This is a genomic window from Polaromonas sp., from assembly GCF_035638815.1.
GTDB lineage: Bacteria > Pseudomonadota > Gammaproteobacteria > Burkholderiales > Burkholderiaceae_C > Polaromonas.
This window is the reverse complement of record NZ_DASQZG010000027.1, coordinates 97,515-123,747: the sequence shown is the minus strand read 5'-3', so window position 1 is coordinate 123,747 and position 26,233 is coordinate 97,515. Positions and strand designations below refer to the sequence as shown.

The 26,233-nt window shown below is 59.9% G+C and carries 25 protein-coding genes and 1 tRNA gene; 13 read left to right on the top strand and 13 right to left on the bottom strand.

Features of this window, described 5'->3' with window-relative positions; genetic code table 11:
* Positions 1 to 12: 12 nt before the first annotated feature.
* From miaB to VE934_RS16770, 4 genes are all read right to left on the bottom strand, one after another.
* Positions 13 to 1,359 (bottom strand): tRNA (N6-isopentenyl adenosine(37)-C2)-methylthiotransferase MiaB, encoded by a 1,347-nt coding sequence (gene miaB, locus VE934_RS16785; RefSeq protein ID WP_324889621.1) that lies wholly within the window; start codon positions 1,357 to 1,359, stop codon positions 13 to 15.
* Between the two features lie 76 nt (positions 1,360 to 1,435).
* Positions 1,436 to 1,900 (bottom strand): hypothetical protein, encoded by a 465-nt coding sequence (locus tag VE934_RS16780; RefSeq protein WP_324889619.1) that lies wholly within the window; start codon positions 1,898 to 1,900, stop codon positions 1,436 to 1,438.
* A gap of 67 nt (positions 1,901 to 1,967) precedes the next feature.
* Positions 1,968 to 2,044: transfer RNA gene (locus VE934_RS16775), tRNA-Met, on the bottom strand.
* 172 nt (positions 2,045 to 2,216) lie between these two features.
* Positions 2,217 to 2,993, bottom strand: a complete 777-nt coding sequence (locus VE934_RS16770; RefSeq protein WP_324889617.1) for an enoyl-CoA hydratase — start codon at positions 2,991 to 2,993, stop codon at positions 2,217 to 2,219.
* A gap of 109 nt (positions 2,994 to 3,102) precedes the next feature.
* On the opposite strand from VE934_RS16770, the gene VE934_RS16765 reads away from it, so the two are divergent.
* From VE934_RS16765 to paaK, 3 genes are read left to right on the top strand one after another with little or no spacing between them, the layout of a single operon-like run.
* The gene (locus VE934_RS16765; protein WP_324889615.1) at positions 3,103 to 3,918 is read left to right on the top strand and encodes an enoyl-CoA hydratase-related protein; all 816 of its coding nucleotides are present in this window, start codon (positions 3,103 to 3,105) and stop codon (positions 3,916 to 3,918) included.
* Positions 3,919 to 3,920: 2 nt separating this feature from the next.
* Complete coding sequence (gene paaI, locus VE934_RS16760) at positions 3,921 to 4,355, top strand: hydroxyphenylacetyl-CoA thioesterase PaaI (RefSeq protein WP_324889613.1); 435 nt, start codon at positions 3,921 to 3,923, stop codon at positions 4,353 to 4,355.
* Positions 4,352 to 5,650: a phenylacetate--CoA ligase PaaK gene (gene paaK, locus VE934_RS16755; protein WP_324889611.1), complete on the top strand. Its 1,299-nt coding sequence runs from the start codon at positions 4,352 to 4,354 to the stop codon at positions 5,648 to 5,650. The genes paaI and paaK overlap by 4 nt, the downstream gene beginning before the upstream one ends.
* Before the next feature lie 2 nt (positions 5,651 to 5,652).
* On the opposite strand, the gene VE934_RS16750 is transcribed toward paaK, so the two are convergent.
* From VE934_RS16750 to VE934_RS16740, 3 genes are all read right to left on the bottom strand, one after another.
* A complete protein-coding gene (locus VE934_RS16750; protein ID WP_324889609.1) occupies positions 5,653 to 7,482 on the bottom strand; it encodes a peptidase M61 in 1,830 nt (609 codons plus the stop codon).
* A 151-nt stretch (positions 7,483 to 7,633) separates the two neighbouring features.
* Entirely contained in the window at positions 7,634 to 8,353 is a 720-nt protein-coding gene (locus VE934_RS16745) for a DsbC family protein (RefSeq protein WP_324889607.1), read from the bottom strand.
* 63 nt (positions 8,354 to 8,416) lie between these two features.
* Positions 8,417 to 9,571: an FAD-dependent monooxygenase gene (locus VE934_RS16740; RefSeq protein ID WP_324889605.1), complete on the bottom strand. Its 1,155-nt coding sequence runs from the start codon at positions 9,569 to 9,571 to the stop codon at positions 8,417 to 8,419.
* A 70-nt stretch (positions 9,572 to 9,641) separates the two neighbouring features.
* Here VE934_RS16740 and VE934_RS16735 point away from each other — a divergent pair, with 70 nt between their 5' ends.
* Positions 9,642 to 10,550: an MOSC domain-containing protein gene (locus VE934_RS16735; RefSeq protein WP_324889602.1), complete on the top strand. Its 909-nt coding sequence runs from the start codon at positions 9,642 to 9,644 to the stop codon at positions 10,548 to 10,550.
* A 14-nt stretch (positions 10,551 to 10,564) separates the two neighbouring features.
* On the opposite strand, the gene VE934_RS16730 is transcribed toward VE934_RS16735, so the two are convergent.
* The gene (locus VE934_RS16730) at positions 10,565 to 12,364 is read right to left on the bottom strand and encodes a sensor domain-containing diguanylate cyclase (protein WP_324889600.1); all 1,800 of its coding nucleotides are present in this window, start codon (positions 12,362 to 12,364) and stop codon (positions 10,565 to 10,567) included.
* A gap of 31 nt (positions 12,365 to 12,395) precedes the next feature.
* Between VE934_RS16730 and ychF the strand changes: the two genes are divergently transcribed.
* Together ychF and VE934_RS16720 are read left to right on the top strand one after the other, a co-directional pair.
* The gene (gene ychF / locus VE934_RS16725; RefSeq protein WP_324889598.1) at positions 12,396 to 13,487 is read left to right on the top strand and encodes a redox-regulated ATPase YchF; all 1,092 of its coding nucleotides are present in this window, start codon (positions 12,396 to 12,398) and stop codon (positions 13,485 to 13,487) included.
* 117 nt (positions 13,488 to 13,604) lie between these two features.
* Positions 13,605 to 14,351, top strand: a complete 747-nt coding sequence (locus tag VE934_RS16720; protein ID WP_324889596.1) for an rRNA pseudouridine synthase — start codon at positions 13,605 to 13,607, stop codon at positions 14,349 to 14,351.
* 11 nt (positions 14,352 to 14,362) lie between these two features.
* Here the strand turns inward: VE934_RS16720 and VE934_RS16715 are convergent, their stop codons facing one another.
* Complete coding sequence (locus VE934_RS16715) at positions 14,363 to 14,854, bottom strand: YqaA family protein (protein WP_324889594.1); 492 nt, start codon at positions 14,852 to 14,854, stop codon at positions 14,363 to 14,365.
* Positions 14,855 to 14,990: 136 nt separating this feature from the next.
* Between VE934_RS16715 and dusB the strand changes: the two genes are divergently transcribed.
* From dusB to purH, 3 genes are all read left to right on the top strand, one after another.
* A complete protein-coding gene (gene dusB, locus VE934_RS16710; RefSeq protein ID WP_324889591.1) occupies positions 14,991 to 16,040 on the top strand; it encodes a tRNA dihydrouridine synthase DusB in 1,050 nt (349 codons plus the stop codon).
* Positions 16,037 to 16,273 (top strand): Fis family transcriptional regulator, encoded by a 237-nt coding sequence (locus VE934_RS16705; RefSeq protein WP_324889589.1) that lies wholly within the window; start codon positions 16,037 to 16,039, stop codon positions 16,271 to 16,273. Before dusB ends, VE934_RS16705 begins: the two co-directional genes overlap by 4 nt.
* Before the next feature lie 72 nt (positions 16,274 to 16,345).
* Positions 16,346 to 17,917, top strand: a complete 1,572-nt coding sequence (purH, locus tag VE934_RS16700; RefSeq protein WP_324889587.1) for a bifunctional phosphoribosylaminoimidazolecarboxamide formyltransferase/IMP cyclohydrolase — start codon at positions 16,346 to 16,348, stop codon at positions 17,915 to 17,917.
* A 26-nt stretch (positions 17,918 to 17,943) separates the two neighbouring features.
* On the opposite strand, the gene VE934_RS16695 is transcribed toward purH, so the two are convergent.
* Both VE934_RS16695 and VE934_RS16690 read right to left on the bottom strand, forming a co-directional pair.
* The gene (locus tag VE934_RS16695) at positions 17,944 to 18,891 is read right to left on the bottom strand and encodes a Bug family tripartite tricarboxylate transporter substrate binding protein (RefSeq protein WP_414693873.1); all 948 of its coding nucleotides are present in this window, start codon (positions 18,889 to 18,891) and stop codon (positions 17,944 to 17,946) included.
* 108 nt (positions 18,892 to 18,999) lie between these two features.
* Positions 19,000 to 20,040: a CDP-6-deoxy-delta-3,4-glucoseen reductase gene (locus VE934_RS16690; protein ID WP_324889583.1), complete on the bottom strand. Its 1,041-nt coding sequence runs from the start codon at positions 20,038 to 20,040 to the stop codon at positions 19,000 to 19,002.
* A gap of 67 nt (positions 20,041 to 20,107) precedes the next feature.
* Between VE934_RS16690 and VE934_RS16685 the strand changes: the two genes are divergently transcribed.
* A complete protein-coding gene (locus VE934_RS16685; RefSeq protein ID WP_324889581.1) occupies positions 20,108 to 21,049 on the top strand; it encodes an NAD-dependent epimerase/dehydratase family protein in 942 nt (313 codons plus the stop codon).
* A gap of 51 nt (positions 21,050 to 21,100) precedes the next feature.
* On the opposite strand, the gene VE934_RS16680 is transcribed toward VE934_RS16685, so the two are convergent.
* Positions 21,101 to 22,159 carry a S1C family serine protease gene (locus VE934_RS16680; protein ID WP_324889579.1) on the bottom strand — a complete coding sequence of 353 codons (1,059 nt, stop codon included), beginning with the start codon at positions 22,157 to 22,159 and terminating at the stop codon, positions 21,101 to 21,103.
* A 215-nt stretch (positions 22,160 to 22,374) separates the two neighbouring features.
* On the opposite strand from VE934_RS16680, the gene VE934_RS16675 reads away from it, so the two are divergent.
* Positions 22,375 to 23,145, top strand: coding sequence for a cytochrome c4 (locus tag VE934_RS16675; RefSeq protein ID WP_324889577.1), 771 nt, complete (start codon positions 22,375 to 22,377; stop codon positions 23,143 to 23,145).
* A complete protein-coding gene (locus tag VE934_RS16670; protein ID WP_324889575.1) occupies positions 23,142 to 24,434 on the top strand; it encodes a c-type cytochrome in 1,293 nt (430 codons plus the stop codon). The genes VE934_RS16675 and VE934_RS16670 overlap by 4 nt, the downstream gene beginning before the upstream one ends.
* A gap of 38 nt (positions 24,435 to 24,472) precedes the next feature.
* On the opposite strand, the gene VE934_RS16665 is transcribed toward VE934_RS16670, so the two are convergent.
* Positions 24,473 to 25,156, bottom strand: a complete 684-nt coding sequence (locus VE934_RS16665) for an FMN-dependent NADH-azoreductase (protein ID WP_324889574.1) — start codon at positions 25,154 to 25,156, stop codon at positions 24,473 to 24,475.
* Positions 25,157 to 25,277: 121 nt separating this feature from the next.
* Here VE934_RS16665 and gcvA point away from each other — a divergent pair, with 121 nt between their 5' ends.
* A complete protein-coding gene (gcvA, locus tag VE934_RS16660; protein ID WP_324889572.1) occupies positions 25,278 to 26,177 on the top strand; it encodes a transcriptional regulator GcvA in 900 nt (299 codons plus the stop codon).
* Positions 26,178 to 26,233 lie beyond the last annotated feature (56 nt).

The window sequence follows — 26,233 nt, the reverse complement described above, 5'->3', positions numbered from 1 at the left end:
GGGCGCGACTCTTCAAGCGGGCAGCGCCAGATCTTCCCGCTGCACAACTTCAGCCCGCAGCGAGCGCTGCGAGGTTTCAGTGATGGTGACATCAATCATCTGGCCAATCAGCCGGGCTTGACCTTTGAAGTTGACCACGCGGTTGCACTCGGTACGGCCCATCAGCTCGGACGGGTCTTTCCGCGAGGCCCCCTCAACCAGAATACGCTGCACTGTGCCGAGCCGGCTGGCGCTGATGGCGCGGACATTGTTATCAATCGCCGCCTGAAGTTGCTGGAGGCGCTGCAGCTTGACAGCATGTGGCGTGTTGTCTGCCAGATTGGCGGCAGGTGTGCCCGGACGCGGGCTGAAAATAAAGCTGAACGACGTGTCGTAACCCACATCGTCGATCAGCTTCATCATCTTGCTGAAATCGTCGTCCGTCTCGCCGGGAAAGCCGACGATAAAGTCGCTGCTCATCGCCAAGTCGGGGCGAATGGCGCGCAGCTTGCGTACCGTGCTCTTGTATTCCATGGCCGTGTAGCCGCGCTTCATGGCCATCAGGATGCGGTCTGAACCGTGCTGCACGGGCAGATGCAGGTGGTTCACCAGCTTGGGCAGGTTGGCATAGGCGTCAATCAGACTCTGCGTGAATTCATTGGGGTGGCTGGTGACGTAACGAATGCGCTCTATGCCCGGGATGTCGGACACGTACTCCAGCAGCGTGGCGAAATCGGCAATGTCCGACGTGTTGCCCATGGGGCCGCGGTAGGCATTGACGTTTTGACCCAGCAAAGTGATTTCACGCACGCCTTGGTCAGCCAGACCGGCGACTTCGACCAGCACGTCCTCAAAGGGGCGCGAAACTTCTTCGCCACGCGTGTAGGGCACCACGCAATAACTGCAGTATTTTGAGCAGCCTTCCATGATGCTGACAAAGGCGCTAGCACCTTCGACTCGGGCGGGCGGCAGATGGTCAAATTTTTCGATCTCTGGAAAACTGATGTCCACCTGCGAACGGCCCAGGCTTTGGCGCTTCGCCAGGAGCTCTGGCAGGCGGTGCAGGGTTTGGGGGCCAAAGACCACGTCAACATACGGCGCCCGCTCAATGATGGCGTCACCTTCCTGGCTGGCGACACATCCACCCACACCAATCAACACGCCTTTTTTCTTCAGGTGCTTCACACGACCAAGATCGCTGAATACTTTTTCCTGCGCCTTTTCACGCACCGAACAGGTGTTGAACAGGATGAGGTCGGCTTCGTCCACATTGGTAGTGGGCTCGTAGCCCTGTGCCGCGTGCAGCACGTCAGACATTTTGTCCGAGTCGTACTCGTTCATCTGGCACCCGAAGGTTTTGATAAAAACTTTTTTGCTCATGATTTGCTATCGAAAAGGTAGCTGAAATCGCCCGTGGATAAAGGGCGATGTGCCGATTCCGCTTTATAAAAAGGGGCTACTGTTTGTAGCGCGGCAACTGGTCGTAGGGCGTCTTGCCGTCGTCCTGCGCAGCGGGCGTGGACTCGAATCCGAAGCTGAAATTACGCGCCGGCATGCCTTCGCGTTTTTCCTGCACTTCAGCGGCATTCAGTATCCAGACCTCATGCACCAGGCCCGCACTGTCGCGGGTGTAGTTCACGGGCAGTTCCTGCCCGATCAAAGCGCCTGAGGTGACAAAGGTGTTGTTGACATTGCGGATGCGAGCACCGGGCGATAGCCGGTCCGCCTTGCCATTCATGCTGATTTCGGGCGGCGTGCGGACCACCAGCATTCCGCGCAGGGCAGCTTTCGGAAAGTTGCGGACATTCTCGGGTACGGGGGTGTCGGATTGCGCGGAGGCTGGGACGGCCGTCAGGATGGCTGAAAATGCCAGCATCACGGCTGGCATTGCCTTGAGGAGATCTTTTGTGCAGCGTTTCATGGTGTCTATCCAGAGGCTGTAAAGTGAAAAGGGCCCGGAAGTACTTCTCTCCCAGGCCCCGAAATCTTGGTGGTGATAGGTGGACTTGAACCACCGACATCAGCATTATGAATGCTGCGCTCTAACCAACTGAGCTATATCACCGCGCGACAGATATTATAGCCAAACCAAGCAGCCCCCCTTACCATTGCCTCCCCGCTGCGCAGCTGTTCGCTCTTCAATCAAGCAGGGGCCGCGGATCTGGCTTTGCCAGGCCGCAGGCGCAGCGGCCCCCTCGGGGGGCAGGGAGCTTGCGCGTTGTGAGCGACCGTGGGGGCTAGCTATGTGTAAACGCTGCCTTCCGCTTGGTGACAAAGGCATCCATGCCTTCCTTCTGGTCGCTGGTTGCAAACAGGGCGTGAAACAGGCGGCGCTCAAACGTGATGCCGTCTGACAACGTGCCTTCGTAGGCGCGGTTCACGGATTCCTTGGCCGCCATGGTTGCTATTTGGCCGTAGTCACAAATTTGCAGCGCGGCGCCCAGCGCTTCGTCCATCATCTTTTCCAGCGGCACCACACGGCTGACCAGGCCGCTGCGCTCGGCTTCGGCGGCATCCATCATGCGGCCGGTCAAGACCATGTCCATGGCTTTGGCTTTGCCGACCGCCCGCGGCAGACGCTGAGTACCGCCCGCACCGGGAATGATCCCCAGTTTGATTTCAGGCTGGCCAAATTTGGCGTTGTTCGCCGCAATGATGAAGTCGCACATCATCGCCAGCTCGCAACCGCCGCCCAATGCAAAGCCGCTGACAGCGGCGATCACCGGTTTGCGGATGCTGCGGATCTGCTCCCAGTTGCGCGTGATGTAGTCACCCTTGTAGGCGTCCGCAAAGCTGTAGCCCGCCATCGCGCCAATATCTGCGCCGGCCGCAAAGGCTTTCTCGCTGCCAGTCAAAATCATGCAGCCGATGTTGTCGTCTGCGTCAAAAGCCTTGAGCGCCGCGCCCAGCTCGTCCATGAGCTGGTCGTTCAGGGCATTGAGTTGTTTGGGCCGGTTCAGGGTGACGATACCCACGCGGCCTTCGGTTCTGGTAACAATCAATTCGTATGTCATGGAGAGGTCCTTTTGATCAATCATGCCACGCGGCCCGGCAGCACTGGCAAGGGAAAATATTAACCGACCGATGGGTCGGTTAATGCTAAATTTGCGGCAGGAGATGCTTATGACCGATGTCCCGCTCGAATCCACCGTGCTGTACGCCGAGGAAGGCGCTGTAGCCTTGCTCACGCTTAATCGCCCGCAAGCGCTCAACAGTTTTACCCGGCAGATGCACCGTGATTTGTGGGACGGCCTGGATCGGGCCGAGGCCAACCCGGGGATTCGCGCTCTGGTGATCACCGGGGCGGGGCGCGGTTTTTGCGCCGGGGCCGACCTGAGCGAATTCGACTTTGCGCCCGGTCCGGATCTGGTGGAGCGCGCCAACCCCGGTCCGGTGATTGACCAGGCCTTCAACCCCACGGTACGGCGCCTGCAAAAGCTGCGCATGCCGACTATTGCGGCGGTCAACGGCGTAGCAGCGGGAGCGGGCGCATCGTTGGCCATGACCTGTGACATCGCGATCGCGGCGCCGGCTGCCACCTTTATCCAGGCGTTTAGCAAGATTGGTCTTGTTCCCGATGCGGGCGGCACATGGTTTCTGGTCAAGCGGCTGGGACTGGCCCGGGCCATGGGTGCAGCCCTGCTGGGCGACAAACTGAGCGCTAAAGACGCCCGGGAGTGGGGAATGATCTGGGATGTAGCGGGCGAAGATGAAGACTGCCTGAGCAGAGCCATGCTGCTTGCCAAGCGACTGGCAACCATGCCGACGCAGGCACTCATCGCCACGCGGCGCCTGTTGCATGAGGGCGCTACCAATAGCCTGGATGCCCAGCTTGATCTGGAGCGAGATACCCAGTCCGCACTGGGCCGAACCCATGACTACATCGAGGGCGTAACGGCCTTTCTTGAGAAACGCCCGCCAACGTTCAAAGGTATCTAGCCATGGACGCCAGAGACTTAGCCCACAGCGTCGGACAGGCGATGTTTGCTGCCGACAGTGCGTCGCGGGAGTTTATGCAAATGGAGCTGGTCATCTGCGAGCCGGGGCGCGCACTGATGCGTATGGCCGTGCGCGAGTGCATGCTCAACGGCCACAACATCTGTCACGGCGGACTGATTTTCACGCTGGCCGACTCAACCTTTGCCTTTGCATGCAACAGCCACAATAAGACCACGGTTGCGGCCGGATGCAGCATTGAATTCCTCAAACCAGCGCAACTGGGCGACGTACTGAGCTGCGAAGGCGTGGAGCAGACCCTGCAGGGGCGGCATGGCATTTACGATATGAAGGTCAGCAACCAGCGTGGCGAGGTGGTGGCGATGTTTCGCGGGAAAAGCGCGCAGATTGCCGGTAGTGTGATTGCGGACCAGCCATGAAAAGTTTTCCTCTTGAGCCCATCGAAAAAGCAAGCGTGGACGAGCTGCGCGTCTTGCAGCTCAAACGCCTGCAGTCCACCCTGCGGCATGCATACCGGCATTCGCCAGTTTATCGGTCCAGGTTCGACGCAGCAGGCGTACATCCCGACGACTGCCGAACACTGGCAGACCTTGCCAAATTCCCTTTCACCACCAAACAGGACCTGAGGGACAGCTACCCGTTTGGCATGTTTGCCGTGCCGCGCGAGCAATGTGTGCGCCTGCATGCGTCCAGCGGCACCACTGGCAAACCAACCGTGGTGGCCTACACAAAAAACGATGTGGACATGTGGTCAGCGTGCGTGGCGCGCAGCATACGGGCGGCCGGTGCGCGGCCGGGCGATCTGGTGCATATCAGCTATGGCTACGGGCTGTTCACGGGTGGCCTCGGGGCGCACTACGGAGCCGAAAAGCTGGGGCTGACGGTTGTGCCTTTCGGGGGTGGGCAGACTGAGCGCCAGGTACAACTGATCGCTGATTTCAAGCCCGACATCATCATGGTCACGCCCAGCTACATGCTGGCCATCGCCGATGAGTTTGAAAAGCAGGGACTGTCCGCCGCTAACTCAAGCTTGCGTACGGGTATCTTTGGCGCCGAGCCCTGGACCAATGACATGCGCTGCGCTATCGAAAAACGCATGGGTATGGATGCGGTGGATATTTATGGGCTGAGTGAAGTCATCGGGCCTGGCGTTGCCAGCGAGTGTGTGGAAACCAAAGATGGACCAACGATCTGGGAAGATCATTTCTATCCGGAAATCATTGACCCTGAAAGCGGTGAGTTGCTTCCCGACGGGCAGATGGGCGAGTTGGTTTTTACCAGCCTGAGCAAAGAGGCCTTGCCCATCATCCGTTACCGCACCCGGGACCTGACCCGTCTGTTGCCGGGCACTGCGCGCACCATGCGGCGCATGGAAAAAATCACCGGCCGCAGTGACGACATGATGATTGTGCGCGGCGTCAATGTGTTTCCCACGCAGATTGAAGAACTGATTCTCAAGCGCGCTGAACTCGCGCCGCATTACCAGTGCATCCTGACGCGCGATGGCGCAATGGACTGCCTGAGTGTGGTCATTGAAACCCGCCCCGGTCTGGCGCCCGGTCACTCGCTTGCCCAAGATGCGGCCCGTCGTTTGCAGCACGACATCAAGGCCTACATTGGAGTCACGGCCGATGTTGAGCTGCGCGCTGAGGGCGGGGTAGAGCGCAGCATGGGCAAGGCCAAACGCGTGCTTGACCGCCGGACCTCAATGTAGGGTCAGGTAGCGGGCGCGAGCCAGCGCCCTATCATCGCTGCATCCCGCACGATCAAACGCCATGTTGTCACGCCGGATGGCAGCGACAGGTCCAGGCGCAGCAGGCGTTTGTCCCGCGCCACCAGCGCGGTCACCTTTTTTTGCGTGCCAGCGTACATCGTCAGATCTTCAAGCTTGGTCAGGCGCCAGCCCTGGCTTGCGGCGGGCCCTTTTTTGCCCCTGGCACCGGGGAGCGGCTCAATGGCTAGCCATTCATCGCCTGCTGCAAAACCAGCGCGCTCGGCCGCCCCGCCCCGCATGACAGTCTTGATGAGAACGCCATTGCTTTCCTGCACACGCAGTCCAAGGGCTTGCGCCAGTTGTGCTGGTTCATGCAACACGCCCACGCCGTGGGCTTGTAGCAGCGATTCCAGTGGTAATTCGCCCGTGTCATGCACCCAGCTCGCGATTTCGGTTGCGTAGGAGCGACCACCGATCTCCTGCAAGGCGGCTGCAAAGTCCGCCTCGCTCATGGGGCCGGCGCCGCAGCGCTGCCACAGCGCGCGCATCACATCGTCGAGTGCAGGTGGCGTGGCGGTTTTGCTGTCTGCGCGCAGGCTCAGGTCAAAACACAGCGCCGCCAACGCACCTTTGGTGTAGTAGCTGACGGTGGCATTAGGAGTGTTTTCGTCCTGACGGTAGTACTTCACCCACGCGTCAAAGCTGGCCTGCGCCAGCGACTGGATCAGGCGCCCGGGCGTCTGCATCACCTGGTTGATCGTCTTGTTCAGCAGCTTCAGATAACCTGCATCGTCAAGCAGGCCAGCGCGGCGCAGCAGCAGGTCATCGTAGTAACTGGTAAACCCTTCAAAAAACCAGAGCAGCTGGGTGTAGTTTTCGCCGTTGTAGCTGTACTGCGCAAACTCGGCCGGGCGCAGCCGCTTGACGTTCCATGTGTGAAAGTATTCGTGGCTGATCAGGCCGCGCAGCGTGGTGTAACCCTCGGATGTTTTGCTGTCGCCGACCCGCGGCAGGTCCTTTCGTGTACAGATCAGCGCGGTTGAGTTGCGGTGTTCCAGCCCGCCGTAGCCGTCATCGACCGCATTCAGCATGAACAGGTAGTTTTTGTGTGGCGGCTTTTTGCCGCCGTGCCAAAAGCGGATTTGTGCTTCACAAATTTTCTGGCTGTCCGCGAGCAGTCTGTCACCATCAAAGCCGGACGGCGCCCCGGCCACCACAAAGCGGTGGGGTACGCCGCAGGCCGTAAAGCTGCCGCTCCAGAAGGCCCCCATCTCGACGGGACAGTCCACAAGCTCGTCGTAGTTGGCAGCCAGGTAACTACCAAAACCCCGCTTGTTGACTTTCAGCGGGGTCAGACCGGTGGCGACGTCCCAGACCGGGGAGGCAGGCGACGCGGCGATATCAAGACGATGAGGACCCTGGCTCTGCCCTTCAACCTGCAGACAAAGCGAACTGCCATTGAAAAAGGCCCGGTTCGCGTCCAGCCACGCTGTGCGCACCGAGTTGTCGTTGGCATAAACCTCATAAGTCACAACCAGGGGCTTGCCTGCCACGCAGGCGACCTCCCAGCTGCATTTGTCGCGCTGCGTTATTTGTCTGGACGGGATGGAACGGGTCCCCTGTTTGGCGCGCAAACCTTGCAGATGCTTGGAAAACTCCCGCACCAGGTAACTGCCCGGAATCCAGACCGGCAGCGTGAGTCTCTGCAGCGCGGCGGGCTGGGCAATGGTCAGCGCAACGCGAAACAGGTGGGCGTGAAGATCAGCGATCTCAACCCGGTAGGTGATGGCTGAGGATGTTGGCAAGCGCGGCTTGGATGGGCTTTGAGGCATAGGTCAAAAGAATACAGCAACGCCCTCTCATGGACGGAAATCAGTCGGGGCGGGCATCTCTTGATTGATTCGCTATAAATTACATAGCAAACTTGTCCCGTTGTTAAAGGGCTAGGCCCATGTTTTGCTTACAAACGCCGCATCAGGCTTCTCAAGGCGCCTTGGCTTCACTCAACAGCTTCTCAACCTGCTGGGCGCTGACGGCGCCCGGCACCCGTGAGCCGTCGGCAAAAATCAGGGTGGGCGTACCGGTGATGCGGTGTTTTTTGCCGAACTCCACATTTCGGGCCAATGCACTGGCGTCGCAATTGCCCGCCGGGACCGGCTGGTCTTTCACCATCACGTCCAGCCAGACCTTGCCCCTGTCTTTGGCGCACCAGATATTTCTGGATTTCTCAGTGGATTCGGGCCCGAGGATGGGATAGAGAAACATATACACCGTGACGTCGGTGACCTTTTGCATGTCCCGTTCAAAGCGTTTGCAATAGCCGCAATTGGGGTCTTCAAACACCGCCAGCTTTCGCTTGCCGTTGCCGCGCACGATGGTGAAAGCGTCTTTGAGAGGGAGCGCGTCAAACGCCACTGCATTGAGTTTCTGGATGCGCTCTTCGGTCAGGTCACGGCGCTGCCGGGTGTCCCACAAAGTGCCCTGCACCAGATAGTTGCCTTCGCTGTCCGAATAAAGAATATCGCCGCCAGCGGTACGCAACTCGTACAGGCCGGGCATGGGCGTTTTGCTGATTTCCTCAATTTTCGGCAGGTTGGGAATACGCTCGGCCAGGTTTTTTTTGATCGCTGCTTCATCCGCCCAGAGAGAGCCGACGCTCAAGGCGAAGATCGCTCCGCTGGCAATTGATTTGAATAATTTCACTGACTACTTTCCTGTTGATGCAATCAGAAATGGGATGCTTTGCGGCGCGCCACTGTGGAAGTCTCAGGGCCCGGTTTTGCCAGGTCTGACCGGCGAAAGCCCCATCGCCTGTCGGGTGACCCAGGCCTTGATGGGGCCACTGCCCGCAAAAACATTCATTCCCCAATTGCGTAAAACCTGCCAGCGCACATCGTTTTGCGCAAACAGGCCATGTAATCCATCTGTCACTGCACCCATGGCCGCGACGTCGGCCTTGCGCGCGCGTTCATAACGGCGGAGCAACTTTTCGTCTCCGAGGCCGCGCCAGTACTCGCGCCCCCTGATCACTTCCGCCAAACCGGCCGCATCGGCCAGGCCCAGATTCAAGCCCTGTCCCGCCAGCGGATGCACGGTGTGGGCTGCATCCCCCGCGAGAGCCCAGCCCGGGCCTGTCCAGCGCTCGGCGCTGGACAAAGTCAAGGGCCAGCTCGAAAGTCCGCTACTCAAGGTCAGCCGACCGACTTCCATGCCATCCGTATGGCAGACCGTCTGAACTGCGACTGCAAACTCTTGCGCCGACAATTTTTCCAGCGCGGCTGCCCGCTCCATGGAGACAGACCAGACCAGCGCCACGGAGTTCCCATCTGCGCCGGATATCGGTAACAAAGCGAGTATTTCACCCTGACCAAACCACTGGCGGGCCACGCCGCGGTGGGGCTGGTCACTCTGCAGGCGCGCCGCGATGGCTTTCTGGGCATACGGCCGGGAGGTCCACACCGCGCCAAACTCATTGCGGCTGCTGCTTTTTTGTCCTTCACAGACGACCTGAAGCGCGGCCTTCACGGGTTCGGCCACGGTTTCGATTTCTGACTGATAGCGCAAGGCCTCGGCGATCTGCTGCTCCAGCGCAGGCACGTCAACAATCCAGGCCAGAGCCGAATCGCTTTCTGGTTGCGCCGAAAAATCGAGCCGGCCGCCGTCGTCGCCCCAGACCCGCATTTCACGCACCGGAGTGGCAAAGGCGCCTTGCGGCCACGCCCTGAGTGACTCCAGCAACTGGCGTGATGCGCTGTTCAACGCGTAGGCACGCACGTCTTGCAAAAGGGGGTGTTGTGGGGGGTTGGCGGCGACGGGACGCTCAACCACTGCAACACGCAAACGCTCACGAGCCAACAGCAGGGCGAGCGTACGGCCCACCACGCCATGACCGCGAATACAAACATCAAAAGGCTTGGACATGGCTCATTCTAGAAGGCAAGGCAAAATCGGGCATGCGCCGCGATTGGCGTGATTTTTGAAGGACAGGCAAGTGAGCGAATCATTGAGCGACACATCTGGCGCCGCGGACGCCGACGTCACGGCGACGATCGCCAGCTTGTGGGTCTATCCCGTCAAATCCTGTGCGGGTGTTCAGGTCAGGGAAGCCTTGTTGACTGAAACAGGGCTGGAGTTTGACCGCGCCTGGATGGTGGTCGATGAACAGGGGGTGTTTGTTACCCAGCGCGAATTTCCGCGCATGGCCCTGATACAGCCACAGCTCAAGCACCACGACATGGTGTTGCGCGCGCCCGGCATGCTGGCACTTCATGTGGCGCTGGACCAGGTTGAGGCGCCGGTGCGCGTCCAGATCTGGGGCGACGAAGTCAAGGCCTATGACATGGGACCGATCGCGGCGCAGTGGTTCAGCGATTTCCTCGGCACCCGAGTGCGTCTCGTTCGGTTTGATCCGGAGCACAAACGAGCCAGCAGCCGTCTTTGGACGGGGGAGGTTGAGGCGCTGAACCAGTTCAGCGATGGTTATCCCGTGCTGGTCATCAGCCAGGCGTCGCTGGACGGGTTCAATGAGAAACTGGCCGCGCGCGGTTCCCCGGCTGTGGGTATGGAGCGCTTCAGACCGAATATTGTTTTGGGAAATAAGGTGGAAGGCGCCGATCTGTCACCGCATGATGAAGACAGACTGGATCTGCTGGAAATCAGCACGGCGCAGGGCGCGGCGCGTCTCAAACCCGTCAAGCCGTGCCCGCGTTGCCCCATTCCAAACGTTGATCCGTTGACCGCCCTGGTAAGCCCCGAGGTAGGCGACACGCTGCAGACCTACCGTCAGGATGCAAGGGTCAATGGCGCCGTTACTTTCGGCATGAACCTGATCGTTCTTCAGGGAACCGATTACCTGCTTGAGGTGGGGCAGACCGTCAAGGCCAACTACTGTTTTGCCTAAGGCACGCGGGACTGTTATGCCACTTGCCGGGCCGGCTCGCTGGCGGTATCGCTGTCATCCATCATGGAGTCAGGCTCCAGCATCATGGGCCGTGTCAACTCCGGCTCAAGGAAACGGATGGGCCGTCGGGTGCGCGCGGCCATGCTGGCCAAAAGATCAGATAACGATTGCGACAGCTCAGGCCCATCCATCAACCGCTCGTCAAGCACAACACAGGCGACGTGAAACTGCAGCACAACTTCCGGTTTGAGGCCCTTGAGTGGCATCAAACCGGCTGCGATCAGGCGTGCAGCCAGCTCAGTGACTGGCTCCCGGGATGACACGCCTTCCATGATGAGCCCGAAGCGGGCTTCGTCGACCCGCCCCACGGTATCTACATCGCGCAGAATGCGGCGCAGTTTGATCACGCTGCGCAACAGGCTTTGCTCGGCCACCGCGATGCCGTAGGTCCGTTTGACGTAGCCATAGTTCACCAGCTCGATATAAACCACCGCCGCAGGTTCCTTGTAGCGTTTGGCGCGCGACACCACCTGCCTGAGCCTGTCATCGAACAGGTGGGTCGCCAGCAGCCCCGTCAGTGCGTCCTGGCTGGACATCGCCTGCTCACGGGCCTCAATGCCATGCCTCTCTCGGGACCGCACGTTCAGCGCCACGAGCAGCATGGGGACTTCGATGGCCAGCGAAAGCATCAGCGCATACTGCGAAAGCCAGGAAGTTGGTACCCACCCGAAAATGCGTCCAATCACCAGCAAGGTGGCCATGGCCAACGGCGTAAATCCTGCCAGCACCCAAGCCCCGACAACATCTTTTTTCCGCCAGGCAAGAAACGAGGTCGCTAAGCCCAGGATGACGACCGCGCTCAGATAGGCGGCCAGCAGATGTACACCCCACTGCCGGTCCATCGCAAGATACACCAGCGCAAAAGCGGGCCCTGCAAGGCCTGTTCCATACGCGACAAGATCAAACCGGTGGTGTCGACCCGACAGTGCGCAAAGGCTGCGGATCACCAGCAGGGCTGTGCTGCCTCCAAGCAGACCGAGAAAGCCCTGCGCGGCATTGTTCCAGGCTGCATAGTTGCTCCACAACAAGTGCCCGGCCATGCCACTGGTCGTGGCGACAACCAGCGTCATGATGGCGGCATAAACGGCGTACCAGCCGTAGGCAACGTCCCGATATACCCAGCTTTGCGCCGCGCCCGCCACAATCAGCAAGAGCAGGGCACCAAACACCACGCCGATGATCAGGTATTCAAGCTGCAGGCGATGGCTTCGTTCGCTGCGGGAAACGACATTGACCGGAATGTTGACCCTTGTGACATGCTGAATGCGCACATACACATCGTTTACGCGGTCGGCAGACAGAAGCAGCGGAAATTGCGCATACCGGCCTGGTTCGGGCCAGCTGGAAACGGCCCGGGTATCGCCTGCAGTCATGCCTTCCCAGCCGTTCCCCTCTGTTTTTTGAAACACTGTGACCAGATCCAGTAGCGGCAAGGGGAATTCCAGTAACCAGTCCTGCTGGGAGCCAGCAGGCTTACTGATGCGGTAGTGTTGCCACAGGGCGGGCTGCGGTCCCAGTGCGTGAATGGCATCAGGTCTTGCAGCGGTCATGACCGGGCGGTCTTTGCCTGAAACCATCTGCCCAATGGTGGTATCCCCTGTGGGATCAATCCACACCAGGCCGCTTGCCTGAAGGTTCACTTCAGGTTTTTGATCATCGAGAACAAGCACCGGTTGGGCCTGGCCGGGGCCCGCCAGAAGACTCAGTAATGTGGTCAACAGCAGTGCCGCCAGATGCCCCCTGGCGTATCGCATACACTTCTCAGCCTGTTTTTGAAGGTTTCTCATGAGTTTGAAGTGCGGAATTGTGGGCTTGCCCAACGTCGGAAAATCCACCTTGTTCAATGCTTTGACAAAAGCGGGAATTGCTGCGGAAAACTACCCGTTTTGCACCATCGAACCGAATGTCGGCGTTGTTGAGCTCCCTGACGCGAGGTTGACGCAATTGGCCGAGATCGTCAAGCCCGAGCGCATTGTTCCGGCGATTGTCGAGTTTGTGGACATCGCCGGACTCGTGGCAGGCGCCAGCACGGGCGAAGGCCTGGGCAATAAATTTCTCGCGCACATCCGCGAAACCGACGCGACCGTGAATGTGGTGCGCTGCTTTGAAGACGACAACGTCATCCACGTTGCGGGCAAGGTTGATCCCATCTCTGATATTGAGGTCATCCAGACAGAACTGTGTCTGGCCGATCTGGCAGCCGTGGAAAAAGCCTTGCACCGCGTGACCAAGACCGCGCGCTCTGGCGACAAGGAGTCCGTCAAACTGGTGGCCATTCTGGAGAAGTGCCAGGCGGCACTCAACGAGGCCAAACCCGTGCGCACCGTGGAGTTCAGCAAGGAAGAATTACCGCTGTTGTCCCAGTTTTTCCTGATCACCGCCAAGCCTGCCATGTTTGTGGCCAACGTGGCGGAAGACGGTTTTGAAAACAATCCTTTTCTGGATCGCCTCAAGGCTTACGCCTCCGCGCAAAATGCGCCCGTGGTCGCCATCTGCGCCAAGATGGAAGCCGAAATGGCTGATATGGAAGAAGAGGACAAAAAAATGTTCCTTGCCGAAATTGGGCAGGACGAACCAGGCTTGAACCGCCTGATCATGGCTGCTTTCAAATTGCTCGGCCTGCAGACCTACTTCACGGCAGGCGTCAAGGAAGTGCGCGCCTGGACCATTCATGTCGGGGACACTGGCCCGCAAGCGGCAGGGGTGATCCACACTGATTTTGAAAAGGGCTACATCCGCGCGCAAACCATTGCCTTTGACGACTACATCACTTTTAAAGGTGAACAGGGCGCGAAGGACGCGGGCAAGATGCGCAGCGAAGGTAAGGAGTATGTGGTCAAGGATGGCGACGTGATGAATTTCCTTTTTAGCAGCTAGATGGATACACCCCTGCCTGGGCTCACTGCGTGTAGCCCATCCTCCCCTTGCAGGGGACGCCCCCTGTCGCCCGGCGGAGCCGGTTCGACGGCGGCCTGAAAGAGGCACGCAGGCCGTATGAACGAACCTGTCCGCCTCGCCAAACGTCTGGCTGAAATGCTGGCATGCTCGCGCCGCGAGGCCGAGCAGTACATCGAAGGTGGCTGGGTGCGCGTGGATGGCGAGGTGGTTGAAGAGCCGCAGTTCCGCGTACTGGCCCAAAAGATTGAAGTGGACGCTGATGCCAGCTTGCTGGCGCCGACGGCGGTGACGTTGCTGCTGCACAAACCCGCCGGTTACGAAGCAGGTCTGGATGCGCCCTCTAGCCGCGCAGAGGGTGCGGCTTCACTCCTGAATGTGGACAACCATTTCAAGATGGACGTATCCGATATCCGGCCACTCAAAAAACATTTCAACGCCCACACGCTGGCAACGCCGCTCGCGACGCCAGCCAGCGGGCTGGTGGTTTTCACGCAGGACTGGCGTATTGCACGCAAGCTCAGCGAAGATGCATCTGTGATGGAGCATGAAGTCATTGTTGAAGTCACCGGAGACCTGGTTTCGGGAGGTCTCGCGCGCCTGAACCGTGTCGAGCACGGATTTACCTTTAATGGGGTGCTGTTGCCACCCGCGAAGGTGAGCTGGCAAAACGAGACCAGGCTGCGCTTTGCTTTAAAGGGCGAGCGGCCGGGGCAGATCGCCTATATGTGTGAAGCCGTGGGCCTGAGCGTGCAGAGCATGAAACGCATCCGCGTCGGGCGTGTGCCCATGAGCAGCCTGCCGGTTGGGCAGTGGCGCTACTTGCAGCCCCACGAGAAGTTCTAGTCGCCTGCTGTTCAGGCACCCAGAAACTTGAAGCCACCGGGGAAGGCCCAGATCAGCGCGCCCGTCATCAGGAAGTAGCGCGCGAATTTCCCTATCGCCATGTAAAACACGCAGGGCCAGAACGGAAATTTCAACCATCCAGCGACCGCGCATAGTGGATCGCCGACTGCCGGTAACCAGGCCAGCAGGCAAGCTTTCGGCCCGAGCTTTTCCAGCCAGCGGATGGCACGTCCGTGATGTGACGAGTGTGAGTACTTGTCAACGACCTTGTGCGCGCCGTAGCCCAGCCACCAGTCCAGTGCGCCCCCCAAGGTATTTCCCGCTGTGGCAACCAGAATGGCGGGCCAGAACATGGCGGGGTTGAGCTTGACCAGTCCAAAGACCACAGGCTCCGAGCCCAATGGGAGCAAGGTCGCAGAGATAAATGAAACCACAAAAACTGTGCTCAAGCCGAACTGGGGCAGCGCCAGCGCTTCAATCAGTTGTTGTATCCACAGTTCCATTTGCAATAAGTATAGGCAGCACCCTGGGTTGAAGCTGTAGGGAAGGCGCTTACAACTCCGTGTGCAAATTTCGATTGCTGAAATTTTAGGCAGCTACAATCGTGCCTCCTTTTTCAGCATTCATCACCAGCCCCCCATGAACATCGGCCCCTACGTTTTGGCAAACAATCTGTTTGCTGCACCGATGGCCGGGGTGACAGACCGACCCTTCCGGCGATTGTGCAAATCGCTGGGCGCGGGTTATGCGGTCAGCGAGATGGTGACGTCGCGCCGTGATCTGTGGGACACGCTCAAAACATCCCGTCGTGCCAACCATGATGGTGAAGTTGCACCGATTGCCGTGCAGATCGCCGGAACAGACGCACTGATGATGGCCGAGGCCGCAGCGTTCAATATCGATCGTGGCGCGCAGATCATCGACATCAACATGGGTTGTCCCGCCAAAAAAGTCTGCAACAAGTGGGCAGGCTCCGCCCTGATGCAGGACGAGCCGCTGGCCCTGGCGATTGCGGAGGCCGTGGTGGCTGTCTGCGCACCGCGGGGTGTGCCTGTGACTTTGAAAATGCGGACCGGCTGGGCAGAGTCGCACAAGAATGCTGTCGCTCTGGCGCTCGGGTTTGAGTCTGCGGGTGTGCAGATGCTCAGTGTGCATGGCCGCACGCGCGAGCAGGGTTATAAGGGCCATGCAGAGTACGACACCATTGCCGCCGTCAAAGCCGCCGTGCGTATTCCAGTGGTGGCCAATGGCGACATCACCACCCCGGAAAAAGCCCGCGATGTGCTGGCCTACACCCGTGCAGACGCAGTCATGATTGGCCGTGCTGCGCAAGGAAGGCCCTGGATTTTCCGGGAAATTGCCCATTTCCTGGAGACGGGCACACATCTTGCGCCGCCGCTGGTGGCAGAAGTCAAACGCCTGTTGCTGGATCACCTGGTGGATCACTATGAACTTTATGGCACCTTCACTGGCGTGCGTACGGCGCGCAAGCACATAGGCTGGTATGTGAAATCGCTGCCGGGCGGGGAAGATTTTCGGGGACGCATGAACCTCATCGAGGACTGCGAAGCGCAACTGCAGGGTGTTGCGGATTTTTTTGATGTTTTGGGCGCGCGCATGGACCGGATGCCGGTAGGTGCGGATGCCCAGGCGATACAAGACAAGACGATTGAGGGAGAGCTCGCATGAGCAAAAAACATATAGAAGAATGTGTACGAACCAGCCTGGAAGGCTATTTCAAGGATTTGCGCGGCACTGAGCCGGACGGCATGTACGACATGATGGTGCGGGTGGTTGAAAAACCGCTGCTCGAAGTGGTCATGCAACAAGCTGACCACAACCAGTCCCGTGCAGCCGAGTGGCTGGGGCTGAACCGCAACACCCTGCGCAAAAAATTGCTGGAGCACAAGCTGATCAAGTAGGCCGCTCAATCGAGCCACCCAATTAAGCCGCTGCGACACGAATCCCCATCCTTTTCATCAAAGAAGAAAAACATGAACGCCCTGATTTCCGTCTCCGACAAAACCGGTATTGTTGAATTTGCACGCGCGCTGCATGCGCTGGGCATCAAGCTGATCTCCACAGGCGGGACCGCCAAATTGCTGGCTGACGAAAAGCTGCCGGTGACGGAGGTAGCGGCCCTGACCGGTTTTCCGGAAATGCTCGACGGCCGTGTCAAGACACTGCACCCCAACGTCCATGGTGGTTTGCTGGCTCGTCGCGATCTGCCAGAGCACATGGCCGCGCTGAAGACCCACAACATCGACACCATTGATCTCCTGGTTGTCAATCTCTACCCGTTTGAAGCCACGGTTGCCAAGCCCGGTTGCACGCTGGAAGATGCGATTGAAAACATTGATATCGGCGGCCCGGCCATGGTGCGTTCGGCTGCCAAAAACTGGAAAGATGTGGGAGTGCTAACCGACGCCTCCCAGTACGCCGGTGTCCTTGATGAACTCAGGGCCGATGGCAAGCTGACTGAGCAGACAAAGTTCGCTTTATCCGTCGCAGCCTTCAACCGCATCAGCCAGTACGACGGCGCCATCAGCGACTATCTCTCGGGCATTCAGGCAGACGGCAGCCAGGGCATGTTTCCCGGCCAGGCCAATGGCCGCTTTGTCAAGGTGCAGGATCTGCGTTACGGGGAAAACTCACATCAGCAGGCCGCGTTGTACCGCGACCTGTATCCCGCGCCCGGTTCATTGGTTACCGCCAAACAACTCCAGGGCAAAGAGCTGTCTTACAACAACATTGCCGACGCGGATGCCGCGTGGGAATGCGTGAAGAGTTTTCAGGAGTCGGCCTGCGTGATCGTCAAACACGCCAACCCCTGCGGTGTAGCGGTTGGCGCAAACCCGCTTGAAGCGTATACCAAGGCTTTCAAAACTGACCCGACTTCAGCCTTTGGCGGCATCATTGCGTTCAATTGCACGCTGGACGAAGCTGCTGCGCAACAGGTCTCCAAACAGTTTGTGGAGGTGTTGATGGCTCCCGCTTTCACGCCCGAGGCGCTGGAGGTGTTCAAGACCAAGGTCAACGTGCGCATTTTGCAGATTGATCTGCCGCCCGGTGGAGACACCGCATGGAAGCAGGGTCGCAACCTGATGGACGTCAAGCGCGTCGGCTCGGGCCTCTTGATGCAAACCGCAGACAACCACGAGCTGGCTTTGGCCGACCTCAAAGTGGTCAGCAAACTGCAACCGACTCCGGCCCAGTTGCTGGACCTGTTGTTCGCCTGGAAGGTTGCCAAGTACGTCAAGTCCAACGCGATTGTGTTCTGTGGCGACGGCATGACCTTGGGCGTAGGTGCGGGCCAGATGAGCCGCATTGACTCGGCACGCATCGCCGCCATCAAGGCCGCCAATGCTGGTCTTGAACTAACGGGCTCTGCCGTGGCCAGCGACGCCTTCTTCCCCTTCAGCGACGGCCTGGACGTCGTGGTTGACGTGGGCGCAAGCTGCGTGATTCAGCCCGGAGGCAGCATGCGCGATGAGGAAGTCATTGCCGCTGCTGATGAGCGCGGTGTGGTGATGGTGCTCAGTGGTGTGCGTCACTTCAGGCATTGAGCCTGAAAGCCACATAACGGGTGCGTTCAGTCCACCCGGGCGCCGGAAGCCTTCACCACTTTTTCGTACTTCACCAATTCACTTTTCATGAACGCGCCAAATTGCTCGGGCGTATTGGCCACTGGTTCAGCCATCAAGGCGGCAAAACGGGTTTTGGCCTCAGGTGAATTCAGCGCCGCAACAAAGGCCTGATTTAATTTAGTGACCACGTCTTTGGGGGTGCCCGCTGGCGCAACCAGGCCCCACCAGGTGTCAATTTCAAAGCCCTTCAGCGTCTCGGCCACCGCTGGAACTTCGGGGAGCACTGAGCTGCGTTGAGCTGTGGTCACCGCCAGTGCTTTGAGTTTGCCCGCCTTGATGTTGGCCGCTGCGGTAGCGAGGTTATCGAAATTGAAATCAACCTGCCCACTCAGCAAGGCCAATTGCGCCGGGTTGCCACCGTTGTACGGAATGTGCAGCGCGAAAATGCCTGCTTGCGCCTTGAACATTTCGCCAGCGAGATGGCCCGCGCTGCCATTTCCGCCACTGCCGTAATTGAGTTTGGCCGGATTGGCTTTGGCGTACTTGATCAGGTCAGCCAGGGTGTTGATGTTCAGGCGTTTGGCGGTCTCTGCATTGATGACCAGCACATTGGGCACACGCAGCATTTGCGTGATGGGTGCAAAGTCTGTTGCCGCGTTGTACGGCATCTTGTTGTACAACCATGGGTTGATGGCATGGGTAGCTACGGCCGCAATGCCAATGGTCAATCCGTCGGGTGCGGCCTTGGCCACCACATCGGCACCAATGTTGCCGCCGCCACCGGGGCGATTTTCAATAATGACGGTGCCCAGCGAGTCCTTCACCCTTTCGGCCATCAGGCGTGCCGTTACATCGATCGGCCCGCCCGGTGCGTAGGGCACCACGATGCGCATGACTTTGGGCTGGGCTTGCGCCAGTGTGGTGGTCAGGGCCAGCGACGCCGCAGCCAGCATGGCAAGGCGGCGAGTACGGGAGAGGGGGAAGGAAGGTTGGGTCATGGTGGCCATTGTTGCAAGAATTCACCGCAGCCCAACCTATGACATTCCACTACCGGGCACGCGTCAGGTGGTCGCCTCGGCCTTTTCTTTCTCGGTGACAAAAGAGTCCGCATAGAAGTCTTCGTCGGACAAGCCCGCCGCGGTGTAGGCCGCTTGCGCCGATTCAATGACGATGGGCGCACCGCAGGCATACACCTGGTGGCCAGACAACTCAGGGATGTCTTGCAGCACGGCGTTGTGAACAAACCCGGTACGACCGGTCCAGTTGTCCTCAGGCAAGGCGTCAGAGATGACTGGCACATAGCTCAGGTTCGGCATCTCGGCCAACTTGGCCTCTACCCACTCGCTCATGTACAGATCAACCGGGCGGCGGCCACCCCAGTACAACACGGCAGGACGCGTGATGCCTCTGAACTGCATGTGCTCGATGAGCGCCTTGATGGGCGCAAAGCCGGTACCTGAAGCCAGCAACACCATGGGCTTGCCGCTGTCTTCGCGCAAGAAGAAGCTGCCATACGGGCCTTCAATGCGAAGAATGTCTTTTTCTTTCATGGTGGAAAAGACCTGGTCGGTGAACTTGCCGCCCGGCATGTGACGGATGTGCAGTTCAATGCCCGGGTTGGTGGTTTGCATGTGCGGCGCATTGCCCATGGAGTAGCTGCGTCGGTCGCCATCGCGCAACAAAAACTCAACGTACTGCCCGGCGTGGTACTTGAACACGTCGCTGGCAGGCAACTGCAGCCGGACCACCATCACATCATGCGAGGCGCGCGCCATGCTGCTCACGCGGCTTGGCATTTTTTTGATCGGGAATGCGCTCTCGTCGGTCACATGTCGCGACTCGATCACCAGGTCGCACTGCGCAACGCCGCAGCAGGTGAGAATGAAGCCAGCTTCCTCTTCCTCATGGGACAGCGCCTTCATCTGATGCGGGCCATGGGTCACCTGGCCATCAATTTTTTTACTCTTGCAGGATCCGCACGCGCCGTCCTTGCAGCCGTAGGGCAAGCCGATTCCCTGGCGAATGGCCGCTGCCAGCAAGGTCTCTTCCGGATTGGCAGTAAAAGACCGGCCACTCGGCAGCACGGTGACGTTAAAAGTCATATTGGGTATCCTCAGGCGTTATCCGCTATTTTTTTTGCTTTGCTGTTTTGCAGCACAGCCCCCAATTTTGCCTTCAAACCAAAACCCCCTCGGTGCCCTGCCTTTCCGTTTCCGGCGTGAACGTGTCCTCATCGTCGGCTGCGGCGACGTCGGCTTGCGTGTGGCTGATCAATTGCCTGCGCGCGTGCACTTGCTGGCGCTGACCTCTTCCTCTGACCGGGTGGCCGCCTTGCGCGCCCGCCGCATCGTGCCCCTGCGCGGCGACCTGGACCAGCCCGCCACCTTGCGGCGGCTGGCGGGCCTGGCGACGCGTGTGCTTCACCTTGCGCCACCCCCACCGGGCGACAACATGCCTGACTGGCGCCGTGACCCGCGCACGCTGACTTTGATGCGGGTACTCCGGCTGCGCGGCTTGCCTCAGGCACTGGTGTACGGATCGACCAGCGGGGTTTACGGGGACTGCAAGGGCGAGTCTGCGCGTGAAACCCGTGCCGTCAACCCCCATACGCCCCGTGCGCAGCGAAGGGTGGATGCAGAAAGTCATGTGCGTTTTTTTGGCCGCTCCAGTGGCGTGCGTGTGCACACCCTGCGCATTCCCGGCATATACGCTCCCGATCGTGAAGGCGGTACGCCGCGTGGCCGTTTGATCAAGGGCACACCCGTGCTCGCGCAGCTGGATGACGTGTACACCAACCATATCCATGCCGACGATCTGGCGCGCGCCTGTGTGGCAGCGTTGTGGCGCGGCAAACCACAGCGCATCACCAATGCCAGCGATGACACGCAACTGAAAATGGGTGACTACTTTGATCTGGCGGCTGACCTGTACCAGCTACCCCGGCCACCCCGCGTGGCGCGCGACACTGCCCAGGAAGAGCTCCCTTTGATGCTGCTGAGTTTCATGAGCGAGTCGCGGCGCCTGGACAACACGCGCCTGAAGCAGGAGCTGCGGGTGCGGCTGCGCTACCCGACAGTGGCTGACGGCCTGCCCAATGTGCTATCAAAATAATAGCTACCACCGCCCGTGCTTAAAGGGCAAAGTGCCAATTTTGCTTGAGAATTAAATCCCGGAAGGCTTTTTAAGACTCAGCATGCGGTCCTGCGCCTTCAGCACAATGGTCTTGATGTCAGCGCCCTGCAGCACCGTGAGTTTGATCTCGGCATCCGGCGCGGCGCGGTCCCACAGCTTTTTGTAAAAATTCTCCAGCGTCGCCACTTTGGCATCGTCCACCGCCAGCACCACGTCGCCCGCTTCCAGCCCTGCCAGTTGCGCCGGACTGTCCTTGCTGACGCGCAGGATCTGAATCCGGCCACTTTGGTCGTTGGATGTCAGGCCCAGCCACGGCCGGCGGCTTTTGCCACTGGTACCGGACTGCTGCAACTCCGCGAGGATGGGGCGCAGCAAATCAACCGGCACAAACATGTTCCCGGGCATGCGCATGTTTTGCCCGGTGGCATCGGAGACGAACAACGAGCCTATGCCCAGCAATTCGCCTCGCTGATTGAACAGCGGCGCACCGCTGTGGTTGCCGCCGTTGGCCTGGATGGGCGGGCTGGTAAACAGCGCAGACTCGATGTGGTACTCCCAGGTGCCGGAGAAGGCCCGCTTGCTCACCAGACGCGTCATGCTGACATCTCCATCGTCGTTGGCCTGCGGACCGGTGACAGCCATGAGCGGGTCGCCGGGCTGCAGACTCTGGATGCTGCCAAGGCTGGCACTGCTGATGCCGCGCAGTGGCAAGAGGGGCCTGAGCAACCCGAAGCCGGTGGCCAGATCGTAGGCCACCGCGCGCGCGGGGATGGTTTTGTTGTCCTGGGTGATGACTTCAATCTGTTCGGCTTCCAGCATGAGGTAGCCAATGGTCAGGATCAAACCGTCAGACCCGATGACCACGCCCGAGCCGGTACGCCGCACGCCCAGGGTTTCAGCAGATCGTGCGTCTGCGGCCGCAGTGACCTTGACACCGACCACCGCTGCATTCGCCTTTGCCAGTGCGTCCATCATGACCTGCGGCGCCGCCGGCTGTACGGACGCGGCATGCGCTGCGCAGACGCTCAAGAAGGCAGCGGAGGCCAGGGGGACAACAAGACGCGAGAGCCATTGTGGTGTTGAGCGCATGGGGAACTCCTGAAGGGGGTGGAAAGCCCGATGCAAGAATGCGCCTAAATCCCTTGCCTTGCAAGTGCTGCAGATGGGCATCTTGTCCAGTCCCGGCTGACCCCCATAAATGGTGGGGTTCAGGGCGCGCGGCACTGGGCCAAGTACCATGCACAATGCCGCTCGCTCTGGCGCAGTCAGTGGAGAGACGGCAAAGATAAAGTCTTATGAACATCATGAATGAAGATCGCCTCGCGCTGAGTACCCAGTTTGCGGACCGGGTAATGCGCACCATGCTTCGCTTGGCCACTGCCGCTGTCCTCTTCGCGGGCGCAGGGGCGCTCCACGCGCAGACTTTGCCTGTGGAAACCACGGTTCCTGCGGTTCAGGACACCATGGCGCAACGGATGCAGGCCTGTGTGGTTTGCCACGGGCGGGAGGGCCGGGCTACGAACCAGGGCTACTTCCCGCGTATTGCCGGGAAACCGGCGGGCTATCTCTATAACCAGCTACAAAACTTCAAACTCGGGCTTCGCAGGTATGAAGCCATGAACCACCTCGTTCAGCACATGTCTGACGACTATCTGAGAGATATCGCCAGGTATTTTTCGCAGCTGGATTTGCCTTACCCCAGCGCGAAGGCAAGCACCCTGACCTCTGCCGAGCAACGGATGGCGGAAAACCTGGTTCTCCGCGGTGCGCCGGATCGCGGGCTTGCGGCCTGCACGACTTGCCATGGCTCGCAAATGGCCGGGATGATGCCCGCAATGCCCGGCCTTCTCACACTGCCGGCTGACTACCTGGTTGCCCAACTGGGCGCGTGGAGAACGGGGAACCGCAAGGCCACGGCGCCCGACTGCATGGCAGAAGTGGCGAGGCTACTTACGCCTGAAGAAGTCTCGGTGATGGCGAAGTGGCTTTCGGCGCAGACCCTTCCCAGCGGGACACACCCTGCGCCACCATCCCGACAAGCACTACCCATGCGTTGTGGAGGCCTGAATCCGTGAGCGCGAAGCCGCGCTCGTCCAGACGCCGATGGATTCGCGGGGTGCTGCTCGCGATCGCATGTCCGGTGCTGATCGTCATCCTTGTCGCATGGCTCAACGTGCGGGGTGAGGAATCACTCCACGGCGATCAGCGGCGGGACCCCAAAGCCGCCCCTTCGCTCGTGGAAAAAGGCGCCTATCTTGCGCGCGCGGGAAACTGCATGGGCTGTCACAGCACCGCCGGCGGAACGGATTTTGCGGGCGGTCACGGCGTGCAAACCCCCTTCGGCACCGTGTACGCATCCAATCTCACCCCGGACCCAAAAACCGGGATGGGCAGCTGGACTGATTCCGAGTTCTGGCGCGCGATGCACCATGGGCGGTCCAAGGACGGCCGGCTGCTGTACCCGGCTTTCCCCTACCCGAGCTACACAAACATCACGCGTGAAGACTCCGACGCGCTCTTTGCCTACCTGCGCACCATCCCCGCAGTTGAGCGGGCCAACCGCGCACATGAACTTCGCTTTCCCTACAACACGCAGGCGGCGCTGGCCATCTGGCGGGCCATGTTCTTCCGTCCAGGCACGTTGGAGGCGCCAGGCGGGAGGACTGCTGAATGGCAGCGCGGCCGCTACCTGGTTGATGGCCTGGCGCATTGCGCGGCTTGCCATTCCAGCCGCAACTTCCTGGGGGGCACGAGCCTCAACACTGAATTCGCTGGTGGCCTGATGCCGGATAAGGCGTGGTACGCCCCTTCGCTGGCGAGCCCCAACGAGGCTGGACTGCAAAAGTGGTCGCCTGCAGATGCAGTGAAACTTCTCAAGGATGGCGTTGCTTCCCATGGCGGGGTGTCGGGGCCCATGGCTGACGTGGTCTACAGCAGCACGCAATACCTCAGTGAGCAAGACTTGAAAGCCATGGTGGCGTATCTGGCCTCGATTGCCGTGCACGAGACCGAGAAAAAAGACGCCCCGCGAGCATCGTCCGATGTCATGGTTCGCGGTGCAAAAATCTACGACCAGAAGTGCGCCGCGTGCCACGGCGACAAAGGGCAGGGCGCGACGTCCATGTATCCCGCCCTGGCCGGCAACCGTGCAGTTTTGCTCGACTCGCCAAATAATCTGGTCCAGATCATTCGCCGGGGCGGGTTTTACCCCAGCACACCTGGAAACCCGCGCCCATTCGGGATGCCTCCCTTCAAGCAGGTCCTGAGCAATGAGGAGATTGCGGCTCTCACCACGTATATTCGCCAGTCATGGGGGAATGCAGCACCAGCTTTGTCCACCCTGGATGTTCAGCGGGTGCAATAAGAGTCGCGGGTATCGGAGCAGGTTCCCGGCGTGGACCATCACGCCGGCATGGCCGCGACTGGCAGCCAGTCTTCCAGCAGCATGTCGATCCTGCGAAGCGCCTGCTCCGCCGAGTCCGCAAGTACCTCTCCACCGACTTCCTCACCTTCTATCGCAATCACCTGCACGTCGGTGATGCCGACGAAAGCAAGCACATCCCTCAGCGCTGTGTCAGCATGGTTCATGGCGGCATGCGCCCCGCCTGCATCATAGCCGCGGCTGCCGCGCGAGGTCAGCACGACGGCCCGGCGAGGCTTTTCCGCCAGCAGGGGAATGTACGGGTCGGCGAGTTTCGGGTCGAAATTGAAAGTCAGGGCGACGCGCACGATGCCGTCCACCCAGGCCTTTAATGCTGACGGCATCCCAAAGTTGTACATGGGCATGCCGATCACCACCACATCGGCTGCCTGGAGTTCATGCACCAGCGCATCGCTCTCCCGCAGGGCAGCATGCTGGGCGGGGGAGCGCTGTGCCTCCGGCGTGAATGCGGAAGGAATCCATTCGTGATGCACTGGCCTGGGTGGCATGGTGCCGAGATCGCGGTATGTCACCACGTCGTCCGGTCGCGCTGCGAGCCAGCCCGTGACAAAGGCATGGGTCATGCGCCGGGTTTGTGATCCGTGTGGATGCTCTCCGGCGCGGCCTGGCCGGGCGCTGGAGTCGATGTGCAGAAGTTTGGTCATTGGAGTCTCTTTCGGATGAGTTGAAATCATGTGTTACCCGCGGATATGGAATAATTTAACGGTTAGCCTGACTGCCGACAACTGATCATTCCTTGCGCATACCTGATAATTTTTCTCATCCATGAATGCCCGCACCCTGCCACCACTTTCTGCCCTGCGCGCCTTCGAGGCTGCGGCCCGGCACCGCAGTGCCAAGCGCGCAGCGGAGGAGTTGTCCGTCACCGCTACTGCTATCAGCCACCAGTTGCGCACGCTGGAAGACTGGCTGGGCGTGCAGCTGTTTTTGCGCAAGCCGCGGCAGCTGGAGCTGACCGCCGCAGGGCGTGAGCTGCTTGACGATGTGGGCAATGCTTTTGACACCATGGCCGGTGCCGTGGCCCGTCTGCGCGCCGTTCCACAACGCAGGCACGTCACGCTGTCCACCACGCCAGCGGTAGCTTCGCGGTGGCTGCTTCCCCATGTGGGTCGGCTGAGCGAGCTGCACCCGGGCCTGGACCTGCGCATTCATGTGACACACGAGCCTGTTGCACTGGACGGGCATAGCGCCGATATTGCCATCCGCTACGGCAGCGGCCGCTGGCCGGGGCTGGTCGCCCATAAATTGTTTGACAACGTTTTTGTGCCAACCTGCAGTCCGGCGCTCAAGCTCAAGCGGGTACTGGATCTGCAGCGTCATGGGCTGCTGCACTTTGAATCATGCAACGCCAGGAGCGCGCCCATCAGCTGGACGGGCTGGCAGAAGCTGGCGAAAGTGCGTGGGTTGGACCCTTCAGTCGGCTCTGTGTTCTCGGACGAAACCCACACCATTTCTGCCGCAATCGCCGGCCAGGGCGTGGCGCTCATGAGCCGCGCGCTCATCAGCGACGAATTGCGGCAGGGCACCTTGGTATGCCCTTTTGGCCCCGAGTTCAAGGGCGAGCCCTTTCACCTGGTCTATCCGGAGGCGCAGCGGGAGAGTCCAACTGTCAAGGCGGTGAGGGATTGGGTCCTGGGGTTGGTGCCGCTGGTATCAGGACAATAAGTTCCTGCTGATCTGGAGAAAGCTGGCATTGTGCTGCGCAATGATTTTGTGGCGCA

What these genes read in the sequence shown, in the direction of transcription:
- miaB (WP_324889621.1), bottom strand. Translation starts at nt 1,359, where the DNA reads ATGAGCAAAAAAGTTTTTATCAAAACCTTCGGGTGCCAGATGAACGAG.
- VE934_RS16780 (WP_324889619.1), bottom strand. Translation starts at nt 1,900, where the DNA reads ATGAAACGCTGCACAAAAGATCTCCTCAAGGCAATGCCAGCCGTGATG.
- VE934_RS16770 (WP_324889617.1), bottom strand. Translation starts at nt 2,993, where the DNA reads ATGACATACGAATTGATTGTTACCAGAACCGAAGGCCGCGTGGGTATC.
- VE934_RS16765 (WP_324889615.1), top strand. Translation starts at nt 3,103, where the DNA reads ATGACCGATGTCCCGCTCGAATCCACCGTGCTGTACGCCGAGGAAGGC.
- paaI (WP_324889613.1), top strand. Translation starts at nt 3,921, where the DNA reads ATGGACGCCAGAGACTTAGCCCACAGCGTCGGACAGGCGATGTTTGCT.
- paaK (WP_324889611.1), top strand. Translation starts at nt 4,352, where the DNA reads ATGAAAAGTTTTCCTCTTGAGCCCATCGAAAAAGCAAGCGTGGACGAG.
- VE934_RS16750 (WP_324889609.1), bottom strand. Translation starts at nt 7,482, where the DNA reads ATGCCTCAAAGCCCATCCAAGCCGCGCTTGCCAACATCCTCAGCCATC.
- VE934_RS16740 (WP_324889605.1), bottom strand. Translation starts at nt 9,571, where the DNA reads ATGTCCAAGCCTTTTGATGTTTGTATTCGCGGTCATGGCGTGGTGGGC.
- VE934_RS16730 (WP_324889600.1), bottom strand. Translation starts at nt 12,364, where the DNA reads ATGCGATACGCCAGGGGGCATCTGGCGGCACTGCTGTTGACCACATTA.
- ychF (WP_324889598.1), top strand. Translation starts at nt 12,396, where the DNA reads ATGAGTTTGAAGTGCGGAATTGTGGGCTTGCCCAACGTCGGAAAATCC.
- VE934_RS16720 (WP_324889596.1), top strand. Translation starts at nt 13,605, where the DNA reads ATGAACGAACCTGTCCGCCTCGCCAAACGTCTGGCTGAAATGCTGGCA.
- VE934_RS16715 (WP_324889594.1), bottom strand. Translation starts at nt 14,854, where the DNA reads ATGGAACTGTGGATACAACAACTGATTGAAGCGCTGGCGCTGCCCCAG.
- dusB (WP_324889591.1), top strand. Translation starts at nt 14,991, where the DNA reads ATGAACATCGGCCCCTACGTTTTGGCAAACAATCTGTTTGCTGCACCG.
- VE934_RS16705 (WP_324889589.1), top strand. Translation starts at nt 16,037, where the DNA reads ATGAGCAAAAAACATATAGAAGAATGTGTACGAACCAGCCTGGAAGGC.
- purH (WP_324889587.1), top strand. Translation starts at nt 16,346, where the DNA reads ATGAACGCCCTGATTTCCGTCTCCGACAAAACCGGTATTGTTGAATTT.
- VE934_RS16695 (WP_414693873.1), bottom strand. Translation starts at nt 18,891, where the DNA reads ATGCTGGCTGCGGCGTCGCTGGCCCTGACCACCACACTGGCGCAAGCC.
- VE934_RS16690 (WP_324889583.1), bottom strand. Translation starts at nt 20,040, where the DNA reads ATGACTTTTAACGTCACCGTGCTGCCGAGTGGCCGGTCTTTTACTGCC.
- VE934_RS16680 (WP_324889579.1), bottom strand. Translation starts at nt 22,159, where the DNA reads ATGCGCTCAACACCACAATGGCTCTCGCGTCTTGTTGTCCCCCTGGCC.
- VE934_RS16675 (WP_324889577.1), top strand. Translation starts at nt 22,375, where the DNA reads ATGAATGAAGATCGCCTCGCGCTGAGTACCCAGTTTGCGGACCGGGTA.
- VE934_RS16665 (WP_324889574.1), bottom strand. Translation starts at nt 25,156, where the DNA reads ATGACCAAACTTCTGCACATCGACTCCAGCGCCCGGCCAGGCCGCGCC.
- gcvA (WP_324889572.1), top strand. Translation starts at nt 25,278, where the DNA reads ATGAATGCCCGCACCCTGCCACCACTTTCTGCCCTGCGCGCCTTCGAG.